Origin of the sequence: Shewanella sp. GD03713, from assembly GCF_029843705.1 — a bacterium.
Classification (GTDB): domain Bacteria; phylum Pseudomonadota; class Gammaproteobacteria; order Enterobacterales; family Shewanellaceae; genus Shewanella.
This window is the reverse complement of record NZ_JAOCIW010000001.1, coordinates 1,869,027-1,894,634: the sequence shown is the minus strand read 5'-3', so window position 1 is coordinate 1,894,634 and position 25,608 is coordinate 1,869,027. Positions and strand designations below refer to the sequence as shown.

The window sequence follows — 25,608 nt, the reverse complement described above, 5'->3', positions numbered from 1 at the left end:
CTAAGCTCCTAAAAATTCTTGTAATTGGGTAGCGTCAAAGGGCCAAAAGAGGCAACGCTCATCCGCGGCCTTCACCACGGGAATACACACGCCATAACGCTCAGCTAAGGCTTCATCATCACAAATATCGATGGCGGTAAAGGGCACCTCGGCGGCATTAAGCAATGCCGCCGCCTGTTCACATAAGTGACACCCTTCGGTGTGGTATAGAATGTAACCCGCTTGCAGTACATTATGCATGGGTGATAAGCCAAGTGTTATGGATATGGGGATTGCGCTTGTAATCCATCGGCAAGGTCAGATCATCGATGTTTTCCACCTTGATTTTCATCTTGGCCAAGGTTTCGGTGTCCATCTTAAACTTGCGTTTGTTGTTGGAGAACACTATCTCCCCATTTGGACTTAACAGCTTGATGAGCATGCCCAGTAAATTCACATGGTCACGCTGCACATCGAAGGAATCTTCCATCCGCTTGGAGTTAGAAAAGGTCGGCGGATCGATAAAAATCAAATCATATTGCGCAGATTTATCGAGCGCACTATCGCGGATCCATTGCAAACAATCGGCCTGCACAAACTCATACTGCTTGCCACTGAGATCGTTTAAGGCAAAGTTTTCCTTTGCCCACGCCAGATAGGTGTTTGACATATCAACCGTTGTGACCGACTTAGCGCCACCTAATGCGGCATGCACAGAGGCAGAACCTGTGTAAGAGAACAGGTTCAATACCCGGCGTCCTTTCGATTTTTGTCCCACTAAACGGCGGGTTAATCTGTGGTCAAGGAACAAGCCAGTATCCAAGTAGCCCGTCAGGTTCAGCTTAAACTTAGCGCCATATTCAGTGGTGATAAGTTCAAGCTTTCGTTCATCCAGCTTTTGATATTGATTGGTGCCCTTTTGACGCTCACGGGTCTTCATAGTGATCTTGTGCGGATCGACACCAATTGCAGCAGGCAGAGCCAGTAGCACATCGCTTAAACGGCGTTTTGTCACGGCCTCTGGAATACTGGCTGGCGCCATATATTCCTGCACCACGATATGGTCTAAATAGCGGTCGACCGCGACGTTATATTCGGGAATGTCGGCATCATATAAACGGTAACTGTCGATACCTTCTTTTTTCGCCCACTTTTCTAATTGCTTAGCGTTTTTCTTAATACGGTTCGCAAACGCTGGTGCGATATCGGCAATGTCCACGCCTTCTGGCAATACGGGCGTATCACGGCGAGTGCTTTGCGCGTGCAAGGTATAAAGGTTAAAGGCACACTCTAGCGCACCGTTAAACATCTTCATCTGCTTATCGGCTTTGAGTTTCAGCGCCGAAATTAGCTCGATATCGCTACAGAGCATGGCCACTTTCCAGCCGCCAAACTCCTTTTTAAACTTGTCGCCTAATTGGTAATACAGCTGCAATAGCTCAGAGACACTGCCTAAACGCTCACCGTAGGGAGGGTTAGTAATGAGGTAACCTTCGCCAGCGGGCGGCTCGACATTGAGCGCATTAGCCACTTTAAAGTCAATCAGTTCAAGTACACCGGCGTTTTGCGCATTGCGTTTTGCCAGTGCCACTAAGCGCGAATCGATATCCGAGCCGTAGAACTTCACGTCACAACGTTTTACACCTAAGGATGCGCGCGCCTTGGCCTCTTCTAAAATCTCATGCCAGGTGGCTTTATCGTGGCGGCGCCAATGTTCAAAACCAAAACGGCCGCGCTGCAATCCTGGGGCAATATCGGCAGCCATTAATGCGGCCTCAATCAGTACAGTACCACTGCCGCAGAAAGGATCGAGTAAGGTCGTTGGCGCGGCTTTCCAGCCACTGCGCACTAGCATGTTGGCGGCGAGGTTTTCTTTTAATGGGGCCTCACCGGTCGTAGAGCGATAACCGCGTTGATGTAAAGAAGGTCCCGAGAAGTTCATCGCAATGGTAATCACCCCATTACGGAAATGGGCGTCGATTTTAATGTCGGCATCGATACGAGCGACGTTTGGACGGGCATCACCGTCATCACGGAAACGGTCAACAATCGCATCTTTAATCTTTAACGCACCAAACTGGGTGTTATTGATAAAGCCGCCAGTGCCGTGAAAATCGATACTAAAAGTGTTGCGATTGGAGAAATGAGCTGACCAATCAATACAATAAGCTGCGTTATATAATTGCTCCGCCGACTCACAGGGGCCCTTATAGATCACCAGCACGATACGGCTGGCCAAACGCGTCCACAGGGTAATACGGTAGGCTAAGGCAAGCGGCGCGGTAAAATAGACACCGGCAACACTCTCTTTAATCTCAGTCGCACCAAATTCTGTCAGTTCTTGGGCTAAGCTATATTCAAAGCCCTTAGGGGCGGCAGCAAAAAAATTAAGCATGGGATAATCAATACGCAGTCAAAATCAAAGCGACATTATACCTGTGAAGCGACATAAAAGATAAACAGTTATTAGCCGAAACTCGATTTAGTCAGACAGTTAGCACTCTTTTTACTGCAGATAAACGGAGCATATCGCCCAGATTGTCCGAAATTCCCCCATTACGATTCATATTTAAGCACTCGCCCACTTTTTTGAAATTCCTCCTTGCAATGCCACAGCGCTGCCGTTATAGTTCGCCCCGCTTTAAAGACGGACGCGGGATGGAGCAGCTTGGTAGCTCGTCGGGCTCATAACCCGAAGGTCGTTGGTTCAAATCCAGCTCCCGCAACCAATTTAAAGTCAAGGTAATGATATTCAAAAGGATATCGAATCTTGTAAATCCTCAATATCGGACGCGGGATGGAGCAGCTTGGTAGCTCGTCGGGCTCATAACCCGAAGGTCGTTGGTTCAAATCCAGCTCCCGCAACCAATTGATGGATAAAAATAAAGTAATAATCGGACGCGGGATGGAGCAGCTTGGTAGCTCGTCGGGCTCATAACCCGAAGGTCGTTGGTTCAAATCCAGCTCCCGCAACCAATTATCAACTTAATATCACTAGGCCAGCATTAAGCTGGTTTTTTTGTATCTAAAATTCACGTCTTGTGCCCCATAGTTGTTTCGATCAGTTGTAACTAGACGCACGTCGGGCTCAGCCCCTTTATAAACAACAGGCGAAGGTCGTTGGTGTAAATTCCACTGAAGTTACAAACCTCAATTCACAGGGCTTACTTGCCTTTCCCCCGCCCCTGTTTGACTTTATATACCTCATTTCCCAAAGCGTCGGCGATTTTCATCAAGCCTAATTAATGCCAGGATTTCAGTCATAAATGCCAACAGAGTCGTTTGCCGCCCAATACGCATTTCTGCTATGATCCATCGCTGACTAATCATAATTCCACAAATTGACAGATAATCAGCACTTAGCCTTTTATCTTGCGATACCAACCCATCGCCTGCAGGTACAAATATGATTAACCACTTTAGTGTGCTCGGTATCAAACCTAGCGCCAAAGAAGACGATATTAAAAAAGCCTATCGCCGGCTCTCAAACAAATACCATCCCGATAAGTTGTTAGGTGCCTCTGATGAAGAAAAAGAGCAAGCATCACAACAACTTGAGCGCGTTAAAAAAGCTTATGAAGTGCTCTCAGATCCCAAGCTTAGAAATGCGTTTATCCGAGACTTCAACAATGTGATCGTGACCGATCCCAATGGCGCGATGCGCGAATTATGGGATCAGTTTTACCCTTAAGCGGGTTATTTCCAGTGCAACGCTGGGAGTGCCAAATTAATGAGCTTAGTTTGCCAAGCCCCTTAATTTGGACCTTTTATTGCAACACGGTTTATTTTGAGAAGCTGTTTGTTTGATAGCTTTTTATTTCGAGACATGCCCATGGCCAAAAAACTGAATATCTCACGCATTAATGAGCTTAAGACCAATGCCTACGACAATATCGAGTCCTATGATGACCCGGATACGCCCAAGGCACTGGAACAATTTACCAGTCAAATCAAAAAAGTATTACAGGCCGATCCTAAAATGCTCGAGTCGGTACCCGAGTACCTGCCTGTGGCACTCTATGGCCGAGTCAAATTTCCAAGTGACGCCAAGCTCAAGTGGGCTCACTGGATTAACACCGCAACGCAACCCGAGTGGGACGAGTTCAAGGTCACTATCGGCTTTAACAATGCCGATGTCCCATTAGTACAGGCGGTGCGCGCCTATTCAGAAGATTTATTGATTGAAAGCTGCGCCGTACTCTATCTACTGGAAAACCAAGGCAAAACTGCACCTGCGCCTAAACGCAGCGCTGACGATGATTTTGAAGACGAAGACAGTGATTACGCCGATTATGCCGATGACGACGATGATGACGGCGAAGAGGAAGATGGCTACTACGATCACTACGATGATGAGGACCGCTAATGAACACTAGTCTCATTGAAATAACCGTTGCCGAGATTAAAGAGCTCGCCGATGTCGAGCCAAAACAGGCCAGTAAACGTTTCGAACTCATCGCCACCACAATGAACGATGAGCAATTAGTCGAAGTCATTGAAAAAATGGATATTGTGACCCTGACGCAAATCAACAGTCACCACGATATCTCCTGCCCGTCAATTATGTCGGAGCTGATGACCCCTGAGCAAATTCGCGACATCGTCTGTCAGCAACCTTTGTATTGGGAAGAAAAAATCAAGAACAATGCCGAAGAACTCATTCAGCATACCTTTGATTTTTTGACCTATTTAATTCGCATCCAAGATAGCGAAGAAAAACAAACCGCTATTTTAGAGTGCATTGCCGAAGATCCCGCCGGCCTCTTCTATCTGTCTATCCCCTTTATCGAGATGATGTTGGGTGAGCGCCACGACGATGAAGACCACTTCAACGATTATTATGACGATGAAGAAGATACCGACACCGTCGGCTATGACAGCCGTGTCGACAGTGAAGAAGCCCATAGCTTAAGCCTAGATGACCCACGTAGTCTGATGGCGTTAATCCATGAGCTGGCACCCGATGTAGAAAAAGCCATTAAAAACCTGCTGCGTAACGAAAGCTCTGGCTGGGAGATGATCATTAATAAGTTCGTCAATGAACTGGTTATCCAAGCCAAAGAGAAAAACCAAGTCACGGATGAATACGCAGAAGTGGATGATATGTTTAGCTTTTTAGATTAAGGATCCCTAGATGCAACTGGTACTGCGTGATTTAGACCAAGGTCCATACCTGAGCAAGGTGTTAGCCAAAGGCCAAGCAGACGACACCCTTAGCGGTGAGCAGCTCGCACAAATCAAATCTAAAGCCATTTTGATGAGCCTCAAATTGGCGGATAAGTTCTACAACAAGTACAAGATGCACTTACTGGAACAGGCGGCGCACGATGTCATTGGCGTCGTCAGTCTCGGATTAATGGAACTGTCTGATCAGGATCAACAGCAAGCGGTGCGTTTATTGCTCACCGCCGATGGTGTGGTCAAATGCTTCCAAAAGGGTTGGAGCATGCTCAGCGTCGTCAGCAAACATAAGCTGGCGAATGGTAAGTCGCTCTATGGTGATGTGGACAAATTCCTGCTGGAACAAGTCTCTACGCCGCCTGATGCCGAAGAGTGGCTGGGCTATGAGGCCTACCAGGATGCATTGGCTGAGCACCAACGTCAGCAATCGATTGCGGCGCTTATGGCGCAATTTTATGCCCAAACCAGCTACGATCCTTTGGATTTCTTAAATCTGGAGAGCGTATTGGCCGAAGCAGTGTTGTATCGGATGTTGTTTGATAATGCCAAAGTCAGACAAGATCTGAAAAAGCGCATTGCCAAAATCAGCTTGCAGGACGAATGGTTTAGCCTCGAGTATATCGAGCAGCAAACCCAAAAAACCTTGGCGGAACTCCCTGCGGAGCTGGCCGAGACTATCGGTAAAGATTTGGGTAAAAACTTTGCGCCAGCATTACTGCGTACATTGAATTTCGCGAAAAGCTACCGCGAACTGCTGCTTAGCGATGCCTCACCTGAGCGTTTAGAAAGATTCGAGCATAAAGAAGGACTCGTCGGTCTACTCGGCTGGCCGCTTTATATCGTGCTTTAATCCTTATCAGGGCGCTAATCAATTAGCGCCCTCTTTTTATCTGCCGTCTGAACTTGCTTACGCTTCCTTTATCGTCTCGCCACCAGGTGCAATACAAAATACTGGCATAGTCGCATCGGGGCGAAGATAGCCCCAAATCCTGAGCCCTTGTGCTTCTTTACTGTAGGGGAGTCGATACTTGTATAGTTGCGCCTCGATATAATCTGTAAAGTCCGTGGTCTTTTCCGGCAGCAATCTGCCGCGGTGTTCTCTTTTGAGCGGGTCAATCTCAAGCCATTCAATCCGCTCGCAAATCGCGAGTAACTCGTCCCACCACACTGGCGTAAAACCTGGATTTGGCCCTTCATCTTCCAGCAACTTATAACGCACATGGGGCACAAACTCTGGCTTTTCATGGAGTGCCAGCTCCAGCTGACGCCATTTAGTGAGGCTCATCACCGAGGTTAATTGATGCTGATTGAGGTACGCCAAGGTGTCTGCATTCATTGCGATGCGCCTGCTCCCTGTGAGTAAAAATCCTTAAGTGGCGTCATCTTAGCGCAAGCGGATAGATACTTAAATCGACTTAGCTTGAATTTAGAGCACGTTATGGTCAGTTGATACAGTCAGTTAAGATAGTCATTAAGTAAGTGAATAAACGTAAAAAAAGCCTGCAATAGCAGGCTTTTGATATTTAAAGAAAGAGGCTAACGCTTAACGGAAGGTCAGTGACGTGGTATCCGTTAATTTATCATTATCTTTCACGGTTAACTCGACCGTATGGAGTCCGCGGCGAGCTTGGCGAAACACCACTGGACCACTTGCACGGCTACCGTTATCAAACTTCCACTTATGCTGCTTGATCACACCGTCTGTGTCATAGCTGGTCGAAATAAACATATCGACTAGCCATAAATTGATGTGCTGAATTTGCGCAACGGGTGGCTTTTTCACGTTCTCAACCACGACAGACACCATTTGTGAGCTGCTATGGCTTAAGCCATCATTATCGGTCACGGTTAACGTCACTAGATAATCACCAGTTTGCGCATAGGTGTGGGATACCGACTCTCCCTTGGCTTGGCTATTATCGCCAAAGTCCCACTCAGTAGAGACGATTTGGCCGTCGCTATCAATGGAGGTTGACGTCAATTGCACACTCGCACCATTCACTACCTGAGTGAAACTGGCCTCAGGAGCCACTTTTTCGGCTTCGAGCAGCAGTGAAATCACCACAGGGTCATGATCCGATGAGCGATAAGCATCACCGGCGTACAGGTCTTGCACCTGCGCAGCCGTCTTAAACTCTTCGTTGTAATCTAACACGCGCGGCTCGTCGGTATTGATATGCCACTCGGTCACATCTAGGACTTTATCCACTAACGCGGCATTGGCCAGCGCATGGTCTAACTGCCCAGATTCACCCGAGAATACATAGGAATAAGGATTCGCTTTTTCGAGTTTTGCAAACAACTCGCTAAAGCCAGCGTTAGCCAATGCGCTTAACGGATCTTCCTTGGCGTAGGAGTTTAAGTCGCCAATCAGCAGTACACCTTGCTCTGGATACTGCGTGGCAATCCACTGCCCTGCCGCCGTTGCTGCGCGGGTACGGGTAATATTGCAGTTACCTTGGCCATCGTTCATATCTGGATCGCCAGCACACTCACTGCCCTTAGATTTCAAGTGATTAACCGCAACGACCACACTCTCCTCACTGCCGTTTAGCGCGAAGGCTTGAGTCAACATAGGGCGGTTTTTGCTGTCGTCGAACAGCGGCTGCCCGGCGTCATCTAAGGGAGAGTTAGCGCTCGATAAAATACGCGCATCACCCTGAGGGCTCACTTTGTCACTGCGATAAATTAAACCAACGGTAATCGCATCCGTACCAATAGCGCTTAAGTTAGTGCCATTGACCTTTGGAATAACATAGGCATAGCGGTTCTCACCTACAGCGGCATTGAGGCCCGCCACGAGATCGGCAATCGCCGAGTTAGCGCCAAAGCCATCGTTCTCGATTTCCATCAGACCAAACACATCGGCACTGATCCCCACCATAGCGCTGACAATCTTCGCTTTTTGACGCTCAAACTCACTCAAGGTATTGGCACCGCGCGCAGTCGGGAAACCACCGCCCAGTCCATCGCCATTAAAGTAGTTCAGTACGTTAAAGCTGGCGACTTTCAGGTTGCCACCTTCGGCAAGCACTGGCGATTGTGGACGAGGATTTTCCGCCACAAGATTAACTGGCTCAGTCGGCATAATGCGATAAAGATTAAAGCCATAGTGCATGACGCCCGTCAGGCTCGTGGCTTTATCACCCACACGCACAGTGTTCGACGCGCTTAAACCTGGCGCAGGGAAAATCACAGGATCAGGATTCTGCGCCGTTAGGCCATCGTCGAGTAAAATACTGTCTTTAAGATTGGCCGCCGTGACGGCTAAGGCATCGGCACCTGGCGCAGCGACTTGTGTCCCAATAAAGTGACGGCTGCTACCGAGTGAAATTTCACCATAGCGGCCCAAGTTGTAGACTTCGTTCACCACCAGATCTTGGCTAAAGCGGACGCGCATGCCTTCAAATGGTTCAAAGTCATCGCTCGAATTCACAGGTAATGTCACCACGGCGGCAGTGGGTAGTGGTTGTCCTGCAGTGCACAGTTTATGATCGGCAACGGTAGTCAGTTCCGTTAAGCCTTGATATTCAGTGACTTTAGCCTTTAAGCGTACACGGTCGCCCGCCACGTAACCCGTAGGCGCATTACCGGTATAAACAAACACCCCTTCCGAGGTTTGAGGATCGTTATCGGCTTCGTTGTCGGCCATTTGCACGAAGATGCCCTTTAGGCCAGCTTCTTGGTTACTCACCACTATGGCTTCTACCACTAAGGTTTGTCCGTTTAACGGACTGACATTGGTCGAACCTTGTAGGGCATGGATAGGCGTTGAGGCTTCGCCACAGGCTAGTGAACTCGGTGGCGGCTCAACAGGATCAGTGGGTGTGCCTGCGCTGAATTTACCCAGATCCGAGATATCGTCTTTGGCAAAACCTAACCATGTATTAAAGGTAACAGCATCATCAATAATGGTATCGGCGATTAGCTGATCGGGATTGCGGCGCAGAGTATTGTCCTGCGTCGATAAATCACCACTGCCCCACTCAGTGCCGGGATCGACACCTACTTGGCCTAAGCTATCAATCACTTGGTCTTGATAGGTCAGCACAATGGCATCGTCACCATTGAAAAAACTCGCGCTGCTTTGTTGATTCGTCACAGCCAGAATATCCGCCGATGCGTCGTTATCAGCAACCACATAAGTCGCACCTGCGGCTAAGGTGCCGTTCAGGGCGATAGTCGTGCCCACATTGGTACTGCCATTAAAATAGAAGCGCAATTGATACTGGCTTAAATCGAGAGTGTTGGCAGTTGGGTTGTACAGCTCAATGGCTTTGTTATTGCTGCTGCCTTCAACATATTCAGAAATAATCAGATTATCGGCAGCATGGGCAAAACCACACACGCTACTGATGGCTAACGCCAACAGTGTTTTGTTATTAAACATAATGACCCCTAATAAGTATCTTTTTTATATTGGTATTGAAGTTAAAGACTTACGATTTCTCGAAGCGCTTAGCCTCGAAAACTGACGATACTATAGGGAATCAAGGTTACAAATTAGTTGCACGCAAGTTGCAACTTAAGATGGATATTTAGGCGACGATTTAGCGGATTGGACTAGGAAAAATAGCGAAGATGGCGAGCATGGCTCACCATCTTGTTAACGATCATCAGGGTTGTCCGTTATAGCGGTTGCAACTGCTCATCCAGCAGATTCACCAACAACAACTCTCCCCGTTTGCTGACTCTGAATTCTCCATACTTGGCTTGGCTGAAGTGGTCTGCTTGGCCCTCTTCGAAGAAGAAACTATTTGAGGCGAGCTTTACTCTATGATTACGCAGACGAAAATCTACCGTGAGTTGCTCAGCCGTTTTTGGTTGGTCACGGTAAATACCGACAAAGTGCGCCACTTTTTGCGAGTCGAGCGTCAACAGCAGTTGCCCCTGCGTCATCCCTTCAGGCAGTGCGGCGCGCACCTCCTGCGCAATGGCATACTCCAAGGCCATGTAATCCCCCTGCATAATCGAGCGAGGATCCACTGGCGCTAAGGCAAAACGTACCACTTGGCCATCTTGTAATAACTGCTCAAACTGGGCTATTCGCCAGTTGATGCTTATCAGCAGTACCGCGGCGGTAAACACTACTAAGACTAAGGCGCGCTTATGGAAACGGCTTAATGCTAAGGTCGCTTTATCCATTATGCTTTCTCCTTATGCTCAACCTGCACTTGTGTGATGGGAAAAAAGCGCCACATCAGTAACCTTGCGATAATCAGCACCCCGCCTAATCCCATTAAATACAGAGACTTAAGCATCAAGGTCGTCTCAAGGGAATAATAATAGCCCGCCGCAAACACTAGCCCAGAGGCGATTCCCATCCCCTTAAGCCACGCCTCATGCCCGTAGTGCCCCAACAATATCAGCAGCACTGCCGTCGATAATCCCTGCATGGGGAAAGACAGTGCAGTAATGAGCACTAATCCTAAAAGCGCAAATAATATGGCGGGATGGGTCAATGGAGTCTGCCATTGTTTACACAGACTCAGGAGTAAAAAGCTGCAGATGGCAAACACGATCAGTAAATGAACCGCGGTAATCCCCGATTGCCAATCTACAGCATACAACTGCGAAAACTCGCTATCCAGACTAAACACATGCATAAGTTGAATGGTGAGCAGATTTGCACTGGTGGCAAAAATCCACATTCTCGCCCGTTGATAGTGGTGCCCAGTGCGGTGAAGATTGAGTAGCATAATGCTCGATAGTAACAGCCACAGCGTCGGCGTTAACGATAAGAGATGCCACTCGGCCAACAGGCCTGTGACGCAGACACTACAGCCAAATGCAAATACCCACTGGGCCACAGCGTGCTTGATAATCCCCCAAAGCAGTAAAAACAGTGCCGCCATGCTCAGATACCAAGCCAGATTGAAGGTGTCGCCGAGTAAATCAAACAGCCCCCAAGCTAGAGCAAGCGCGCCGCTTAAACAGGAGGCAAAGGCAAACTGCTGCAAAAAGTGCTGCTGGCGCCCGCCCCAATATAAGGCAAGCCCTAAGCCTAAATAGCTGCCACCGATAAAAAGTGCCGCGCCCCCTTCGAATCGCCCCCACAGGCTATCGAAAAGTGACACCATAAAACCTAATAAGAACCAAGCGGCTATCCAGGCCGCGCCGGCTTGCATCAAAGCGATATACCAGGGCATGTCTTGGGAATCGGGCAACTCTGGGGTATTCACTGCGCCCTTAGCATATAAACTCTGCCACAGAGCTTGCGGCGCAGTTATCTCGCTTGTTTGCAGCGACTCATTGGGGTGCTTATTCATGGCTTAGCTCCTCATTCTCACTGCGGAGTTGCGTAGGCGAGATGCCCGCTTTAGCTTGCCGATGCAATCGCCTTAACACAGTGCTTAAGCCTGTGCTCGCTAAAATGATATAAAGCCCAATCAACAAAAAGCCGCCAATAGGATCGCTATTGCGAAACAGCAGTTCGGTGAATAACGCCGCGCCGACGCTGATCAAGCTAAAGCCACCCAATGCCAAGGGATAAACCTGCAATCGTTTGTGCCTGAACCACCAGAATCCAAACAATAGATGGCCAAAATAACCAACCCACACCGCAACCAGCAGCGGCTTAGTGTCGCTCGGCTCAAAAATCATCCAACACACCAGTAAGGTAAAGCACCCCATGGCCATCAATGAACTCGCATACTCTACAAATGGCGCATACCAACGTCTGCTGGTACTGCCGAGAAACACAAAACCGTAGTAGATAGTCAGATTAAGGACCACAAAGAGACATAACCACAACTGTTCATCCAGCCAGAGCAAAGTCGTATCGGCATACAGCCCAAGGCTTAAATTAACTAGCCCCACCAGCAGTAACCATAGGCCATCAAAGCCAGCCACCCATGCGAAGGGCAAAATCGCAAGCGCCCAAATGGCGAACAGCTGCCAAGGATCGGCGCCAGTTTGATAAGTTTGCCCAACTAGCGCGAGCAGCCCACCCACTAACATGCTCACCACCAGCAGCGCAGCATTGGCAAGGGTTGCTCCGAACAAACAATGAGAAGGGTCAACGAGCTGCTTCGCTGCGCTGCGATAATACAACCAGACAAAGCTGACAAGGCTAATTAATAGCGCCGCTTCAATCAGCGCAAACTTGCTCATTCGCGCGAGTGACTGCCAGTTATAGGCAAAAAAGAAAATCACCCCGCAGGCAAAGCTTAACGCCCCCGCCCATTGTAAAAGCTGCGCCAATAAGCTGCGCCAACTGGCAGCATTGGGTGGTACGGATAACTGTCGATAGAGTTCATTTGCCTCGATTGGCGTGATATGTCCCTGTTCCAGCCATTCATAGACGTGCGAGGTAAGATGGCGCAATCTGAAATCTCCCTATTATTACCTGAGGTTGACAGCGCAACGATCACTAAGAGCTACCACTAAGTGCGCGACAAACCTGCCAAGCAAATTGCCAAAGATAGTCCCTATTGTATTGATCAATAGAGCAAATAGATAAGTGAATCTTCAGCCTTATCCATAAATCACCCAAAGGGATATAGGTACTGTCTATTGGCAGGGGAAATCCGAGCTCAACGAACGCGTTTATAACTGCAGTGGGCTGAGCACCGCAAGCAAGGCTATCAATAAAAAGACTAAGGATTGCAAACGGAGTCGCAGGCTGGCTTGAGGTGGGGATAACAACGCCACGTAAAACAGCCAAATGGCATACATACCGTAGTTAAGCCCCAAAAACAGCAATAGGCTGTAGCCATACATTTCAGGAAGGAGTTTGAGCGCACACACCAAAAACACCGCGGTAGTGGATACATAGAATACCGATTGGCAATAAAATAGCGCGCTGAACCACTGTTTATCAGGCTCAGATAAAGGCGCACTCATCAGCTTCGGCAGCCGCTTTTGTTTCCCCTCCAGTAAGTGGTAAACGCACACACCTGCACTCAGGATTGTTGCTATCGACAAACTGATCATTGGTTATCTCTCGCCCTTATTCGCGGCCATTAGGCCCATGCTCATCTAGGGAGTAAGACCCGCCAAAGCGGCACTCTATTACAACAGCCTTACTCTTAATGACAAAAGCTGTGCGCTATTACACATAGCATGTGCCATGACACAGGTATCGGCGGAATCACATTCATAAAGACTAAATCATGCTAAACCACAGTAAATCTATAAATAAACTTCAGATAACAAAAAGGAGCCACAGGCTCCTTTGTTTATCACAGGCAAGGCTTACATGGTGGCCATGGTCCAGTAATCGAGGCGCTTTTGCGGATCGGCTAACAGGTTTTTACACTCTTCTTTGTATTTGCCCATTAGTGCACCTAAGTTACTTGAGCCGCCTAGACTCTGGATCTGGCGCGCTTTAGCGTCGGCCACCGCTTGAGTGACTTCAGCTTCTGACTGATACTTCTTCGCCAGATTTTCAGCCTCGACTTTAGAGGTTTTTAAGCGCTCACCCACAGCTTGCATTTGCGGGGCATTCATGGCGCCAATGGCCTCGGAACTGATTTGATAATAAGCAGCACATTCAATGGCTTCTTTACTAAAGGCCTTTTCTGCCTCATCGGCGACTACGCTATGGCTCACAGTTAACATTAAGCCGGCAACGGCAAACGCTTTAAACATCTTGTTGTCCTTTTTATTAGCAATTAAGCATAAACTACTTAAGCAATGAGTGGATCTCAAGCTCGTAAGTTAAAAATTTCTGATCCCGCACAAACCCTAAGGCCTCGTACAATCCCTGCGCGCGGACATTCTCCTTTTGGGTCTCCAGTACTAAGGCGCGAGCGCCCTGGGCTTTGGCATATTCAGCCGCCTGTTGCACCAACGCTCGACCGATGCCAACACAACGCGCATGCTGGGTGACAAACACATCGTTTAGGATAAAAATCGGCGCTAAACGCAGCGATGAAAAACTGGGATACAACTGCACAAACCCCAGCCCCATTCCCTCGGGGGAGCGCGCCATAAACACCACGGACGAGGCATCCTGTAAACGCGCACGAATAAACTGCTCCGCCGCGAGGACATCATCCTTACAGCCGTAAAACTGCCGATACTCATTAAATAACAGGGCAACCTCATGACTATGGGATACGTCAGCGCGAGAAATAATGTTTGCCATCGGCCTTTCCAACCTCAAATCTACATGCGTGTTGCGAGTCCAAATAGCGAATGACCATCGCCATTTGAAGCAGCAATCCACCCTACTCTACTGGTCGCTGTTGTAAGCGAAATGCTAAGTTGTGTTTCACTGTGGCCCATTCGGAATCGATAATGGAATACACCACGGTATCGCGGATCGTGCCATCCTTGAGGATCTTATTGTTGCGCAGCACGCCATCTTGCTTGGCGCCGAGGCGGGCAATGGCTTGGCGAGATGCTTGATTATGCCAATGGGTTCGAAACTCGACGGCAATGGCATCGAGGGTTTCGAATGCAAAGGTCAGCAGTAATAACTTAGATTCGGTATTGATCCCCGTGCGCTGGGCGCGCTTGGCATACCAAGTGTAACCAATCTCCAAATGGCGATGCTCGCTCTCCCAATGGCAGATACGGGTGCAGCCGACAATCTCACCTGAGAGACGGTCGCGCACCGCAAACGGGAAACTCTCGCCGCGCGCTTTCTCATCCAAGGCTTTAGTCACATAGGCTTTCATCTCGCTTGGCTCTGGCACGCTGGTAAACCATAAACGCCACAACTCGCCATCTGTCACGGCTAAACTCAAGGCGGCAACATGGGATAAAGAGAGGGGTTCTAGCACTACATGTTCACCCGTTAAACAACCTAAAAGATCGCGTTCGCCCACAGTATCGCCTCCATTAGCTGACTAAAAAGTGTGTCCTTGCGCACATTTTTTACTAGCCTAACATTAATCTAAAATAAAAAAACCTCTATTTTCAATGTGATTTGATAATTTCATTCTAGGTGCTAACGCTAAGATTTCCTTAAGCTTCGCCTTAGAAAATGACATGTTAATGAATCGAATGAGGCTAGTTCTGATGCCACTAAATAACGCAGGGATCGAAAGAGTTCGGATAGTGATGCCCCCTTTTAGCCTAGCGTCAACGCAAACTAGCAAAAGAGAGCGACTTAGGCATCGATTTGACGGATGTCGATAACGCAGCCCATTAAGATCAAAAAAGCGCAGTGTTTACTTAAAAACACTGCGCCTTGAAATCATATTAAGCATTTCAGCAGCATCAAGCCTTTACGGCCCAATCATTAAAACCCGTGCACGCTATTACTCACCCTAAACCAACCAGCAATACTGTTGCGCTGGGCTAAGGTTCTACTCACCTCATGGGGGAAGCGCTCGCTTAAGAAAATCACAAAGTGACCCATTTTAGGCGCGATGCGTTCTATCTCATTATCGGCTTCATCGTAAATAATCAGCTCGCCGCAATCTGCTGGCGTCCAATCGGGATTTAAGAAAAACACTGTGGTTAAGATACGGTTTTGACTGCCTTTTAGCGCATCCACATGCTTCTTATAAAAGGCGCCGGGTTGATACACGGCATAATGGCTTTCGTAGTCGAATAACCCCATAAATAATCGACGATTTAAGCCATCCTTTAACTGCGTCATCAAGTCTAGATAGAGGCTATCTGGCTCACTCTGCTCCTCAAGCCACTGGATCCTATCTCGACGGATATCGGGATTAAGCTGCTGCTCAGCGCCACGTCCAATCGAGGCCGCTTTGAGCTCATGTATTTCTGTTGCTTGGATTTTTTCCAATAATACTTGGCTAATGGGGTGAGGAATTAACTCGGGTAAAAAAATATAGCCTTTGTCTACCAAGGCGTCAGCGATCACATCCAGCACTGCTTCACTTAATTGCGAAACCATTAATGCTACATCCAATAATAAAAGGCTACGCTTTAGCTGTACTCAAGGGCTCAAAGGAGGGGGAACTGAGCCTGATTTTCGAGGGGCGTCGATACGGGATAAAGAAGCTATCCCACAGTCAAATTTGGCGGGATTTTAGAGTAAAGATTATCGAAAAACAATAGCGTAAAAAAAGGCTTGATAGGTTGCCCTACCAAGCCTTTGGCCCTTTTTACAATGAATCGTTTAATCGACTAAACCACGGCGCTTTAATAAGGCATCTGTCGTGGGTTTTTGCCCGGTAAAGTGGATGTAATCCTGCATCAGATCTTCGCTGTTGCCTTTAGACAATACCGCATCACGGAACTTATCGCCGTTTTCGGCTTTTAAACCACCATGTTGGCCCATATAGGCAAAGGCATCGGCGGCAAACACTTCCGTCCACAGATAAGCGTAATAACCGGCAGAATAGCCACCGGAGAAAGCATGGCTAAAATAGCTCGACTTATAACGGGGTGGAATTGGCGCGAAATCGAGGCCATGTTTGGCTAACACTTGATGCTCAAACTGTTCCACATCCTTGATTTGGGTGTCGGCACCAATCGAGTGCCATTCCATATCCAGTAATGCAGCCGCTAAATACTCAACAGTATCAAAACCTTGACCAAATTTATTCGAGGCTAAGATTTTATCGAGTAAGGCTTTAGGAATAGGCTCGCCAGTTTGATAATGTTTGGCGTAATTGGCAATGACCGCTGGGTCAATGTTCCAATCTTCGTTAACTTGAGATGGAAACTCCACAAAGTCGCGCGCGGTAGAGGTACCTGCCACACTCGGGTATTTCACCTTGGAGAATAAACCGTGCACCGCATGACCAAATTCATGGAACATAGTGGTCACTTCATCGAAGGTCATCAAGGTTGGACCGTCGGCTGGTTTCGGGATATTCAGTGCGTTATACACCACAGGCTTAGTGCCTAGCAGGCCGCTTTGAGTGACAAACTCATCCATCCAAGCGCCGCCGCCCTTACCTTCACGGGCATAAGGGTCAAGATAGAACAGACCAATAGAGCTGTTGTCTTTATCGAAAACCTCAAAGGCGAGGACATCGCTATTCCATACTGGTAAATCGGTGCGCGGTTTAACGCTGATGCCGTAGAGTTTGTGCATCGCGAAGAACAAGCCATCCTTCAGCACAGAGTTAAATTCAAAGTAGGGTTTGATGCTGCTCTCATCGAGGGCGTACTTTTGCTGACGCACTTTCTCGGCGTAATAAGCCCAATCCCAAGGTTGTAATTCAAAATTACCGCCGGCCTTTTTGATTTCAGCTTGGATATCCGCCGCATCGGCCTTAGCGTGAGCCAACGCCTTAGGTGCCAAGTCATCTAAAATTTCATACACGGCGCTTGGCGTTTTAGCCATTTGGTCGGCTACGGCGTAGGCTGCCCAAGTATCAAAGCCGAGTAAATTGGCTTTCTTGGCGCGCAGCTGCGCCATCTTCACGATTAAAGGGCCATTGCTGGCAACGGCGCGGTGAGCCGAGGTTTCCCAGACTTTTTGGCGCAGCTCGCGGTTGTTTAAACTGGCTAAGATAGGCTGACGAGTCGTATTCACTAAGGTAATCAGGTAACCCGTTTTACCCGCCGCCTGCGCTGCGGCCGCTAAGGTCGCGATTTCGCTGTCAGATAAACCGTCCAGTTGTGCCTTGTCGGTCACAACAATCACATCGTCTTTAAATGACTTTAAGCTGTTTTGGGAAAACTCAGTCGCAAGGGTCGCTAACTCAGCGTTAAAGTCGCGCATTTTGGCTTTATCGGCATCGGATAATTTGGCCCCAGCACGTACAAACTGCTCGTAATAAAACTCGACCAAGCGCTTATCTTCGGCATTTAACCCGGCACGTTGTTGATATACGGTTTCAACACGGGCAAATAAACTTGGATCTAAGTAAATGTTATCGCGGTGAGCCGACAGCTTAGGCGCTAAGTCCGCCTCGGTTTTTTGGAAATCATCGTCGGAGATTAACCCCGCCAGATTGAAGAAGGTGCGTGACACTCGAGTTAACAACTCACCCGAGGTTTCCATGACTAAAATCGTATTCTCGAAGGTGGGCGCCTGTTTATTGGCAATAATGGCGGCAATTTCAGCTTCATGTTCTTTTATGCCCTGCGCAAACGCGGGGGCATAATCCGAACTCTTGATCAGATTAAACTGCGGAGCTTGATCCTGCAGTGGACTCTTACTCAATAGCACATTGGTTGCATCAGCTTGAGTCGATGCAGCCGCTTGCGTCGCGACCGCATTGGCGGCCTCGGTGTTGGCTGCCGGTTTTTCTGAGCAAGCGCCCAATAATAATGCCGCGGCCACGGCAGTAGTAATAACAGACTTACGCATAGGAACTCCCTAGAGTGTTACTGCCCTGTCTTTATATTTTGTAAGTGAAAGGTGCGAGTAACGGATTTTGGCTTCTCTTCCAACTGACGCATGCTTTGGGCGCCCGTTTTCGACGCACAACCTTAGCAAGTTAAGCGACCTTCGGCCAAGTTTTCGAAACCAAGGATCGAGGGGAATTTGTATCTCTTTATGTGTGACGGCCGTCAAACTACGCAATCAAGGGCATTTTGTCTGCGATTGAGCGACGAGCAGCCATAGGCAAGGCGTAAAAACAATCAAGGTTTTAAACGATGGAATTTATTTTATAAATAAAAGCTTAGGTGAAAACACTTCATAAAAATCGTCAACATTATCTCAGAGACTCATCGAATATCAGCACAGGCGAAACTCAATCAGCTAACAAATATTAATTATTCTTAATAAATAGCTGGCAACATCGAATTAACCAGCCGATGAATAAAAATACCGCAGCCATGGTGCACAAATTAATCAATCAGGCGCCTAGTCACAATTTGAAACAGCTTTTATCCAATTAATGTCACATTCAGATCATCAAATCTCTTTATAATCCCCGTCCGTTAACTGAATGACGCGACAACCTAACGGTTCTTTCGTTATGAATTAACAGGATGATGGGCATGTTCTCAAAAGAACATGTATTAGGGTCAAATAAATATAAATAGAGAAAACGATGTTAAATAAAAAACTACTCGCAGTGATGATCACTGCCGCCCTAGGCGTAAGCGCCTGTGGCTCGGATGATGAGCAAATCGTTCAAGCGGATTTACGTGTATTAGAAACCACGGATCTGCACACAAATATCATGGATTTCAACTACTACAGTGGTAAAGAAGACCCAACAATTGGTCTAGCTCGTACCGCAAGCCTTATCCATGCCGCCCGTAAAGAAGCCAAAAACAGTGTACTCGTAGATAACGGCGACCTACTTCAAGGTAGTCCTATGGGTGACTACATGGCTAAAGTCGGCCTGCAAATGGGCGATGTTCACCCCGCCTATAAAGCGATGAATCTATTAGATTACGAAGTAGGTAATATCGGTAACCACGAATTTAACTATGGTTTAGATTTTTTAAATAAATCACTTCATGGTGCAGAATTCCCTTATATTAACGCCAACGTCTATTGTGCCGACGATAATGGTTGCTGGAATGATGTGAAAAAAGGTGAACATTTATTCACCCCATATATCATTAAAGAAAAACAAATCGTCGATAGCGAAGGAAATAACCAAACCATTAAGATTGGTTATATTGGTTTTGTGCCACCACAAATCTTATTGTGGGATAAACAAAATCTGACCGGCAAAGTTACGGTTGAAGATATTGTGGCGACTGCCAAGAAATATGTGCCTGAAATGAAAGCAAAAGGCGCTGATTTGATTATCGCAATTCCACACTCTGGTATTGGTTCGACCGAAAATCCTGGCGATCCTATGGCAGAGAACGCAACCTATGCCTTGACCTATGTCGACGGTATTAATGCCATCCTCTTTGGTCACAGCCACTCTATTTTCCCCGATGCCAAATATGCCGACTTACCTAACACAGACGTGACTAAAGGTCTGTTAAATGGTGTACCAGCCATCATGCCTGGACGCTGGGGTGACAACTTAGGTGTGGTCGACTTTAAACTCGAGCGTAAAGACGGTAAGTGGTCTGTGCTCAGTGCTACCACTAAGGCACGTCCTATCTATGATGGCGCAACTAAAACACCATTAGTCGAAGCCGACGCCGCCATCCATGATGCTGTCGCTGCCGAGCACCAAGGAACACTCGCCTTCGTGGACGAGCCAATTGGGGTTGCTGCCGCCGATATGTATAGCTTCTTGACCTTAGTGCAGGACGATCCAACCGTACAAATCGTTTCTGACGCGCAAATTGCTAACGTTAAAGCCAAACTCCCCGAGGCATTAAAAGATCTGCCAGTTTTATCGGCTTCAGCACCATTCAAAGCCGGTGGTCGCCACGGTACAACCAGCGATGCAGACCAATATGTACAAGTGGATAAAGGCGCATTGACCTTTAAAAACGCCGCCGATCTTTACCTCTACCCCAACACTATGGTGGCAGTCAAAGCGACGGGTGCTGAACTGAAAGATTGGCTGGAGTGTTCGGCTAACCAATTCAATCAAATCGATCCAACCAAGACCACGCCGCAGGAATTAATCAACTGGGATGGTCACCCAACCTACAACTTCGACGTGCTCGATGGCTTGACCTACAAGATTGATGTGACTCAACCAAGCAAGTTCGACCGCGACTGCGCCGTCGTTAATGCCAATGCTAACCGTATCGTCGATTTAAGCTACACAGATGCCAACGGTAAAGTCTTTACTGGCGAAGAGTTTGCGGCTAAAGAATTTATCGTGGCCTCAAATAACTACCGCGCCTTTGGTGGCAAGTTTGCCGGTACAGGCAGTGATCATGTTGTACTCGAACTGCCAGATACTAACCGTGAAGCCTTAGCGGCCTACATCACAGCGCAATCTAAGTTCAACGAAACCACAGGCAAGTATGAAGGCATGGTCAACCCAAGTGCTGACTACAACTGGGATTTCAAAACCATCAGCACCAATGTTGCGTTAGATATTCGCTTCCAGACCCAAGATAGCGATAAAGCCGCTACCTTTATCGAAGCCAATAAACAACGCGAAATGACCAAGATTAGTAAAGATGAACTCGGTTTTGCCGTGTACCGCATCAACCTAAGCCAAGATAAAGCGAAGTAATTTGCGTTATTACACTTAGGTTAAGCCAATATCAGGCTAAACTCAGTCTCGTACTTAGACAAGAAAGGGCTCCCTGTGAGCCTTTTCTTTATTCTAGATCCCAACCAAATATCGATGAATGTATAGTGCTTTGGGTGTCCTTTGTGCTCATAGGCTTAGCTCTCCACTTTGTGTTAACGGCTAACTCACTTATCATTAGTGCGTGATATCAACCAAGAGAAAGCCTATGAAATCCCCCTCTATCCTGTGCGCATCCGCCATACTGCTTGCCAGCCTGCAACCCGTTAGTGCCGAAGTTCTCCTGCAGCTACCAAGTGATGTCGAGCTGTTAACCGTGAATGGACAAAAGCCATTAAGCACCTCGCCAGTCACGTTGAGTGATGGATTGAACCAAATCGCGTTTCGCTACAATGCCCAGTACCGCAAACAGGCTAATTCGGTACGCTATCAATCGGACGTACTGATCATCCGCTTTAATGAAACCGACCAAGCATTACAGCTCAAACTGCCCAATATCGACTCGGCTAAAGCCGCAAAGCAGTTCGATGTGTCACCGTCAATCACGCTGTTAGATAAGCACAATCAGGCGATTAGCTTTGACCAAGACAGATTAGTGAAAAACGGACTTCAGATAGGCCGAAACTTCGAGCAGGAAATCTTTCAATACAATCAAGGCCAACATCCCGCCTCGATAACGCTTGCCGCAGTGCAAAGCCAGCCTCAATTATCTGCAGCAACGAGTGCACGAACGCTGCCTGCTACCACTTCTGCACCATCAACAGCCGTAACCACCAGTACTGCCGCATCAACAGCTGCAATAACACAAGGCGCAGAGCCTGACTCGCCGACTCAAACCGAAATCAGCCATATGCTGGATTATTGGTATCACCTAGCCGATGACGCCACTAAAGCAAAATTCAAGGCAAAAATTAACGGGCAATAAGCGTATTCTTTAGTTTTTTGCAGTAACAAGTGAGCAAGACACGCTACCCCATACAGAATAGAGCAACCTAGGTTGCTCTTTTTATTTTTAGCCCAAAACCACCTACTTCAGTAGGTGGTTATCATCATTTGAGGCTTTGCCTGTATACCTACCCATGTTAAATGCATCTTTGATTTTTAGCGAAGTCAAAAGAGGCAAATAACATGAGTAGATACGAGCAAGCATCGCATGTGTTCTGGCGATGTCAATATCATATAGTCTGGACACCAAAGTACCGCTTTCGGATATTGAAAGGTAATGTCGGAAAAGAGGTTTATCGATGCATTCAGGTTTATTGCCATCAAATGGGATGCATAGTCATGGAGCTAAATGTTCAAGTTGACCATGTCCATTTAGTGGTGAAGGTACCTCCGAAGATATCTATATCGAATTTAATGGGGGCGTTAAAAGGTAAGATAGCGTTGAAAATATTCAGTAAATTTCCTTACCTACGTAAGAATAAACGTTGGGGAAATCATTTTTGGCAGAGAGGATACTTCGTCGATTAGATTGGAATTAACGAGGAAATAATCCGTAGATACGTTAGGCATCAAGAGAAAGTAGAGCGGCAAGAGCAGGGTCAACTTGCTCTTGAATAAAGGCCCCCTTTTAGGTAACACCTATCACTTAAGGTGTTTAGAGCGAACAGGGTAGCGAGTTTTATTGATACGAACGGTCCTTGCTTTGGGCCGTTTTCTTTTTTGGGGCAGTATGTAGCGTTTAACTCTCTCCCGCATGGCCCTTAGCTTTCTCGGGATGGAGCCGGGGGAGGCTATCGCACACCACATCAGCTCATCCTGAATATCTCTCAATGCCATCATAAAACTTATACGCAATGGCGATACCTGCGCCTCTCTCGCAATACGACTGATTTCCAGGCGAACCAAATTGTAAGCTATCAATATTCCCCAGATTTCTTGTATTACCCCCTCCACAGACTGACTTCGTAGCAGCACTTCATCTTCGAGCATATTGTGCTTTATCTCTCCGTAGCTGTTCTCTATTTCCCATCGTTCAAAATACACATCCAGTAATGACTGCGTACCATATTCCAGACTCGTTAAGGAGGTGAGAACACCTATGACGTGATTAGGTTGTTCTGGCTTAGGGTACAGGACAAGGCGGGCTTGCCATTTCTCCGGCAAGCTTGGGTCTTGTTTCCGAGCATGGGCTGACACTTTCATTTCCACTAAAAGGTCTCGCCCTTCCTTATCCAGTTGCTCAACCACTTCATATTGCGTGTTGGATTTTATCGGCGTCATCCAGTGACTCGTCGTATGTTGCCGTTGCCAATTAATCATCAACTCGGCACTGAGGTAACAGCGGTCAAAAATCGTCAGGGAGTGAGCGGGGGCTGAAGCGGCCAGCTGTTTGGCATAAGAGACCTCTCCTGTCGAGCTGGGCCCAAAGACAACATCATGTAATAAACGACTTCGCAGCGATGTGAGGGCACATAATCGAACAATCGGGTATTCAGTATGGTGGTTTTCATTGTACTTGATGTATTGGAAGTGCTCTGCAAGACAGGCGGTATCATGGGTGCGGAACTGAGTGCCGTCGACAGAAAGTAAACTCAGTCCAAACCATTTGTCATCGCTATCTTCCTGCTGGGTCCAATGGGCTGCTGTCAGTTTAAAAAGCGCTTCCAAAGGTTGGGCGGTGAGGCGCTTTCTCGCTTGAGGAATAGCACTTGGTGCAACAGAATCCCCTAAGTGGTTGGAAAGCTTGAGGTCTAGTTTATCTAAAACTTCCGTGATGGGTTTATCCCGATACAAGCCAATACCGACAATTAGCCAAACGACAAGTTCGGCGGGTAACTTACGCCGTCTCATGCTGGCTTTATTGGTAGAATCAAGGGCTTGCTCTATCCATTCGAGCGGGAGTTCTTTTTGGAAGAGAGCCAGTGATTCTGGTGCAGCAAACGTATCGACATCAATCAGCCAGTGAGCCAACATAAAAAATACCCTCAGCAATTAGTGTACTGAGGGTATTGTTAACCATCCGTAGGATCGTTCAACTGATCAATGCCTTAACTGATCGGTGTTACCCCAATGGGTGGTTTTTTAGTGGATGAAACTTCCTGAATTTTTCTCAAAAGTATGGGGTTATCATGACAGTACATGCCATGTTATGCTGATTTTCTCATAATCTTGATAAACATTTGGCGCGATAACAACAAGTACGCGCTGTGATCAAAATTGAGTGTTATGTTGGAAAATACGATGTATAGTAAACTTCATATAGGAAAAATCGAAGTTTATACTCTGAAGAAGCGATTATTCTAAAGTTTTCGACCGCTATACACTCTTATCATTCTTTGTTAATCGTTTATTAAGATAATAAATATAAGGACGAAACCATGAACGATGTCATTCGTGACTTTTTCAAAATGGAATCAGCTGGTGGTATTCTTCTCGTGATTGCCGCGGCAATTGCGATGACCATTGCTAACTCACCGCTGGGCGAAACTTATCAATCTGTACTGCATACTTATGTATTTGGTATGTCAGTTTCTCACTGGATTAATGACGGCCTAATGGCTGTTTTCTTCTTACTCATTGGCCTTGAAGTTAAGCGAGAGCTGCTTGAAGGTGCGTTAAAATCAAAAGAAACCGCAATTTTCCCTGCGATTGCAGCGGTTGGCGGTATATTAGCTCCTGCTCTTATTTACGTAGCCTTTAATGCCAACGATCCTGAGGCGATTTCTGGTTGGGCAATTCCAGCGGCGACAGATATCGCTTTTGCTTTAGGTATCATGGCGTTATTAGGTAAGCGTGTACCAGTAAGCCTAAAAGTGTTCTTGCTGGCGGTTGCTATCATCGATGATTTAGGTGTAGTTGTTATTATCGCGCTATTTTACACCGGTGACCTGTCGACCATGGCGTTGCTTGTTGGCTTCATCATGACTGGTGTCCTATTCATGTTGAATGCGAAGGAAGTAACAAAACTTACGCCATACATGATCGTCGGTGCGATCTTATGGTTCGCGGTGCTTAAATCTGGTGTTCACGCAACATTGGCAGGTGTAGTGATTGGTTTTGCTATCCCACTAAAGGGAAAGCAGGGCGAACATTCTCCACTTAAACATATGGAGCACGCGCTTCACCCATACGTGGCATTTGGTATTCTGCCTCTATTCGCATTTGCCAATGCGGGGATTTCGTTAGAAGGCGTATCGATGTCAGGTCTAACTTCAATGCTGCCACTCGGTATTGCTTTGGGTCTACTGGTTGGTAAGCCTCTAGGTATCTTTACCTTTAGCTGGGCAGCGGTAAAAATGGGCGTTGCTAAGTTACCTGAAGGCGTTAACTTCAAGCATATCTTTGCGGTATCTGTGTTGTGTGGTATTGGCTTTACAATGTCTATCTTCATTTCCTCTTTAGCGTTCGGAAATGTAAGTCCTGAATTTGATACCTATGCTCGACTCGGTATCTTAATGGGTTCTACGACAGCAGCATTACTTGGCTATGCCTTACTGCACTTTTCTTTGCCTAAGAAAGCGCAAGCGTAAGATAAAAATGAGCTATT

At 47.3% G+C, this 25,608-nt stretch carries 21 protein-coding genes, 3 tRNA genes and 1 pseudogene; 11 read left to right on the top strand and 14 right to left on the bottom strand.

What is annotated here, in order from left to right; all coding sequences use genetic code 11:
- Together N5E87_RS08475 and rlmKL are read right to left on the bottom strand one after the other, a co-directional pair.
- The gene (locus N5E87_RS08475; protein ID WP_011625889.1) at positions 1–240 is read right to left on the bottom strand and encodes a glutaredoxin family protein; all 240 of its coding nucleotides are present in this window, start codon (positions 238–240) and stop codon (positions 1–3) included.
- Positions 233–2,374 carry a bifunctional 23S rRNA (guanine(2069)-N(7))-methyltransferase RlmK/23S rRNA (guanine(2445)-N(2))-methyltransferase RlmL gene (rlmKL, locus tag N5E87_RS08470; protein WP_086904445.1) on the bottom strand — a complete coding sequence of 714 codons (2,142 nt, stop codon included), beginning with the start codon at positions 2,372–2,374 and terminating at the stop codon, positions 233–235. The genes N5E87_RS08475 and rlmKL overlap by 8 nt, the downstream gene beginning before the upstream one ends.
- Positions 2,375–2,631: 257 nt before the next feature.
- Here rlmKL and N5E87_RS08465 point away from each other — a divergent pair.
- The 7 genes from N5E87_RS08465 (at position 2,632) to N5E87_RS08435 (ending at position 6,010) form a co-directional block, all read left to right on the top strand.
- Positions 2,632–2,708: transfer RNA gene (locus tag N5E87_RS08465), tRNA-Met, on the top strand.
- A gap of 62 nt (positions 2,709–2,770) precedes the next feature.
- Positions 2,771–2,847 (top strand) — tRNA-Met (locus N5E87_RS08460).
- A gap of 31 nt (positions 2,848–2,878) precedes the next feature.
- Positions 2,879–2,955, top strand: a tRNA-Met gene (locus N5E87_RS08455).
- 430 nt (positions 2,956–3,385) lie between these two features.
- A complete protein-coding gene (locus N5E87_RS08450) occupies positions 3,386–3,670 on the top strand; it encodes a J domain-containing protein (RefSeq protein ID WP_011622321.1) in 285 nt (94 codons plus the stop codon).
- A 141-nt stretch (positions 3,671–3,811) separates the two neighbouring features.
- The gene (locus N5E87_RS08445; protein ID WP_176370362.1) at positions 3,812–4,345 is read left to right on the top strand and encodes a hypothetical protein; all 534 of its coding nucleotides are present in this window, start codon (positions 3,812–3,814) and stop codon (positions 4,343–4,345) included.
- The gene (locus N5E87_RS08440; RefSeq protein ID WP_086904444.1) at positions 4,345–5,103 is read left to right on the top strand and encodes a hypothetical protein; all 759 of its coding nucleotides are present in this window, start codon (positions 4,345–4,347) and stop codon (positions 5,101–5,103) included. The genes N5E87_RS08445 and N5E87_RS08440 overlap by 1 nt, the downstream gene beginning before the upstream one ends.
- Before the next feature lie 10 nt (positions 5,104–5,113).
- Positions 5,114–6,010, top strand: a complete 897-nt coding sequence (locus N5E87_RS08435; RefSeq protein WP_086904443.1) for a hypothetical protein — start codon at positions 5,114–5,116, stop codon at positions 6,008–6,010.
- Positions 6,011–6,067: 57 nt separating this feature from the next.
- Here the strand turns inward: N5E87_RS08435 and N5E87_RS08430 are convergent, their stop codons facing one another.
- The 11 genes from N5E87_RS08430 to N5E87_RS08380 form a co-directional block, all read right to left on the bottom strand.
- Positions 6,068–6,496, bottom strand: coding sequence for a DUF6678 family protein (locus tag N5E87_RS08430; protein ID WP_086904442.1), 429 nt, complete (start codon positions 6,494–6,496; stop codon positions 6,068–6,070).
- A 207-nt stretch (positions 6,497–6,703) separates the two neighbouring features.
- Positions 6,704–9,550 carry an ExeM/NucH family extracellular endonuclease gene (locus N5E87_RS08425; RefSeq protein WP_086904441.1) on the bottom strand — a complete coding sequence of 949 codons (2,847 nt, stop codon included), beginning with the start codon at positions 9,548–9,550 and terminating at the stop codon, positions 6,704–6,706.
- 239 nt (positions 9,551–9,789) lie between these two features.
- Entirely contained in the window at positions 9,790–10,305 is a 516-nt protein-coding gene (locus tag N5E87_RS08420; RefSeq protein WP_086904440.1) for a GDYXXLXY domain-containing protein, read from the bottom strand.
- Positions 10,305–11,429, bottom strand: a complete 1,125-nt coding sequence (locus N5E87_RS08415) for a DUF4401 domain-containing protein (protein ID WP_086904439.1) — start codon at positions 11,427–11,429, stop codon at positions 10,305–10,307. Before N5E87_RS08415 ends, N5E87_RS08420 begins: the two co-directional genes overlap by 1 nt.
- Positions 11,422–12,486, bottom strand: a complete 1,065-nt coding sequence (locus tag N5E87_RS08410; RefSeq protein WP_086904438.1) for a DUF2157 domain-containing protein — start codon at positions 12,484–12,486, stop codon at positions 11,422–11,424. The genes N5E87_RS08415 and N5E87_RS08410 overlap by 8 nt, the downstream gene beginning before the upstream one ends.
- A gap of 222 nt (positions 12,487–12,708) precedes the next feature.
- Positions 12,709–13,095 carry a hypothetical protein gene (locus N5E87_RS08405; RefSeq protein ID WP_086904437.1) on the bottom strand — a complete coding sequence of 129 codons (387 nt, stop codon included), beginning with the start codon at positions 13,093–13,095 and terminating at the stop codon, positions 12,709–12,711.
- Positions 13,096–13,356: 261 nt separating this feature from the next.
- Entirely contained in the window at positions 13,357–13,752 is a 396-nt protein-coding gene (locus tag N5E87_RS08400) for a hypothetical protein (protein ID WP_011625878.1), read from the bottom strand.
- Positions 13,753–13,786: 34 nt separating this feature from the next.
- Positions 13,787–14,251: a GNAT family N-acetyltransferase gene (locus tag N5E87_RS08395; protein WP_011716633.1), complete on the bottom strand. Its 465-nt coding sequence runs from the start codon at positions 14,249–14,251 to the stop codon at positions 13,787–13,789.
- 82 nt (positions 14,252–14,333) lie between these two features.
- Positions 14,334–14,936 carry a GNAT family protein gene (locus N5E87_RS08390; protein ID WP_011622309.1) on the bottom strand — a complete coding sequence of 201 codons (603 nt, stop codon included), beginning with the start codon at positions 14,934–14,936 and terminating at the stop codon, positions 14,334–14,336.
- 416 nt (positions 14,937–15,352) lie between these two features.
- Positions 15,353–15,976 (bottom strand): 2OG-Fe(II) oxygenase, encoded by a 624-nt coding sequence (locus tag N5E87_RS08385; RefSeq protein WP_011622308.1) that lies wholly within the window; start codon positions 15,974–15,976, stop codon positions 15,353–15,355.
- A 225-nt stretch (positions 15,977–16,201) separates the two neighbouring features.
- Positions 16,202–18,349, bottom strand: coding sequence for a M3 family metallopeptidase (locus N5E87_RS08380; protein ID WP_086904436.1), 2,148 nt, complete (start codon positions 18,347–18,349; stop codon positions 16,202–16,204).
- Positions 18,350–19,040: 691 nt separating this feature from the next.
- Here N5E87_RS08380 and N5E87_RS08375 point away from each other — a divergent pair.
- The 3 genes and pseudogenes from N5E87_RS08375 to tnpA all read left to right on the top strand — a co-directional run bounded on the left by N5E87_RS08375 (position 19,041) and on the right by tnpA (position 22,679).
- Positions 19,041–21,098 (top strand): bifunctional 2',3'-cyclic-nucleotide 2'-phosphodiesterase/3'-nucleotidase, encoded by a 2,058-nt coding sequence (locus N5E87_RS08375; RefSeq protein WP_086904435.1) that lies wholly within the window; start codon positions 19,041–19,043, stop codon positions 21,096–21,098.
- Positions 21,099–21,324: 226 nt separating this feature from the next.
- The gene (locus N5E87_RS08370; RefSeq protein WP_086904434.1) at positions 21,325–22,041 is read left to right on the top strand and encodes a DUF2057 domain-containing protein; all 717 of its coding nucleotides are present in this window, start codon (positions 21,325–21,327) and stop codon (positions 22,039–22,041) included.
- A gap of 203 nt (positions 22,042–22,244) precedes the next feature.
- Positions 22,245–22,679, top strand: a pseudogene (gene tnpA, locus N5E87_RS08365) (IS200/IS605 family transposase).
- Between the two features lie 24 nt (positions 22,680–22,703).
- Here the strand turns inward: tnpA and N5E87_RS08360 are convergent.
- A complete protein-coding gene (locus N5E87_RS08360; protein ID WP_043015601.1) occupies positions 22,704–24,035 on the bottom strand; it encodes an IS4 family transposase in 1,332 nt (443 codons plus the stop codon).
- A gap of 404 nt (positions 24,036–24,439) precedes the next feature.
- Between N5E87_RS08360 and nhaA the strand changes: the two genes are divergently transcribed.
- Positions 24,440–25,591, top strand: coding sequence for a Na+/H+ antiporter NhaA (gene nhaA / locus N5E87_RS08355; RefSeq protein WP_001000601.1), 1,152 nt, complete (start codon positions 24,440–24,442; stop codon positions 25,589–25,591).
- Positions 25,592–25,608 lie beyond the last annotated feature (17 nt).

What these genes read in the sequence shown, in the direction of transcription:
- N5E87_RS08415 (WP_086904439.1), bottom strand. Translation starts at nt 11,429, where the DNA reads ATGAATAAGCACCCCAATGAGTCGCTGCAAACAAGCGAGATAACTGCG.
- N5E87_RS08405 (WP_086904437.1), bottom strand. Translation starts at nt 13,095, where the DNA reads ATGATCAGTTTGTCGATAGCAACAATCCTGAGTGCAGGTGTGTGCGTT.
- rlmKL (WP_086904445.1), bottom strand. Translation starts at nt 2,374, where the DNA reads ATGCTTAATTTTTTTGCTGCCGCCCCTAAGGGCTTTGAATATAGCTTA.
- N5E87_RS08440 (WP_086904444.1), top strand. Translation starts at nt 4,345, where the DNA reads ATGAACACTAGTCTCATTGAAATAACCGTTGCCGAGATTAAAGAGCTC.
- N5E87_RS08430 (WP_086904442.1), bottom strand. Translation starts at nt 6,496, where the DNA reads ATGAATGCAGACACCTTGGCGTACCTCAATCAGCATCAATTAACCTCG.
- N5E87_RS08450 (WP_011622321.1), top strand. Translation starts at nt 3,386, where the DNA reads ATGATTAACCACTTTAGTGTGCTCGGTATCAAACCTAGCGCCAAAGAA.
- N5E87_RS08380 (WP_086904436.1), bottom strand. Translation starts at nt 18,349, where the DNA reads ATGCGTAAGTCTGTTATTACTACTGCCGTGGCCGCGGCATTATTATTG.
- nhaA (WP_001000601.1), top strand. Translation starts at nt 24,440, where the DNA reads ATGAACGATGTCATTCGTGACTTTTTCAAAATGGAATCAGCTGGTGGT.
- N5E87_RS08475 (WP_011625889.1), bottom strand. Translation starts at nt 240, where the DNA reads ATGCATAATGTACTGCAAGCGGGTTACATTCTATACCACACCGAAGGG.
- N5E87_RS08435 (WP_086904443.1), top strand. Translation starts at nt 5,114, where the DNA reads ATGCAACTGGTACTGCGTGATTTAGACCAAGGTCCATACCTGAGCAAG.
- N5E87_RS08445 (WP_176370362.1), top strand. Translation starts at nt 3,812, where the DNA reads ATGGCCAAAAAACTGAATATCTCACGCATTAATGAGCTTAAGACCAAT.
- N5E87_RS08395 (WP_011716633.1), bottom strand. Translation starts at nt 14,251, where the DNA reads ATGGCAAACATTATTTCTCGCGCTGACGTATCCCATAGTCATGAGGTT.
- N5E87_RS08370 (WP_086904434.1), top strand. Translation starts at nt 21,325, where the DNA reads ATGAAATCCCCCTCTATCCTGTGCGCATCCGCCATACTGCTTGCCAGC.
- N5E87_RS08385 (WP_011622308.1), bottom strand. Translation starts at nt 15,976, where the DNA reads ATGGTTTCGCAATTAAGTGAAGCAGTGCTGGATGTGATCGCTGACGCC.
- N5E87_RS08400 (WP_011625878.1), bottom strand. Translation starts at nt 13,752, where the DNA reads ATGTTTAAAGCGTTTGCCGTTGCCGGCTTAATGTTAACTGTGAGCCAT.
- N5E87_RS08375 (WP_086904435.1), top strand. Translation starts at nt 19,041, where the DNA reads ATGTTAAATAAAAAACTACTCGCAGTGATGATCACTGCCGCCCTAGGC.
- N5E87_RS08425 (WP_086904441.1), bottom strand. Translation starts at nt 9,550, where the DNA reads ATGTTTAATAACAAAACACTGTTGGCGTTAGCCATCAGTAGCGTGTGT.
- N5E87_RS08420 (WP_086904440.1), bottom strand. Translation starts at nt 10,305, where the DNA reads ATGGATAAAGCGACCTTAGCATTAAGCCGTTTCCATAAGCGCGCCTTA.
- N5E87_RS08360 (WP_043015601.1), bottom strand. Translation starts at nt 24,035, where the DNA reads ATGTTGGCTCACTGGCTGATTGATGTCGATACGTTTGCTGCACCAGAA.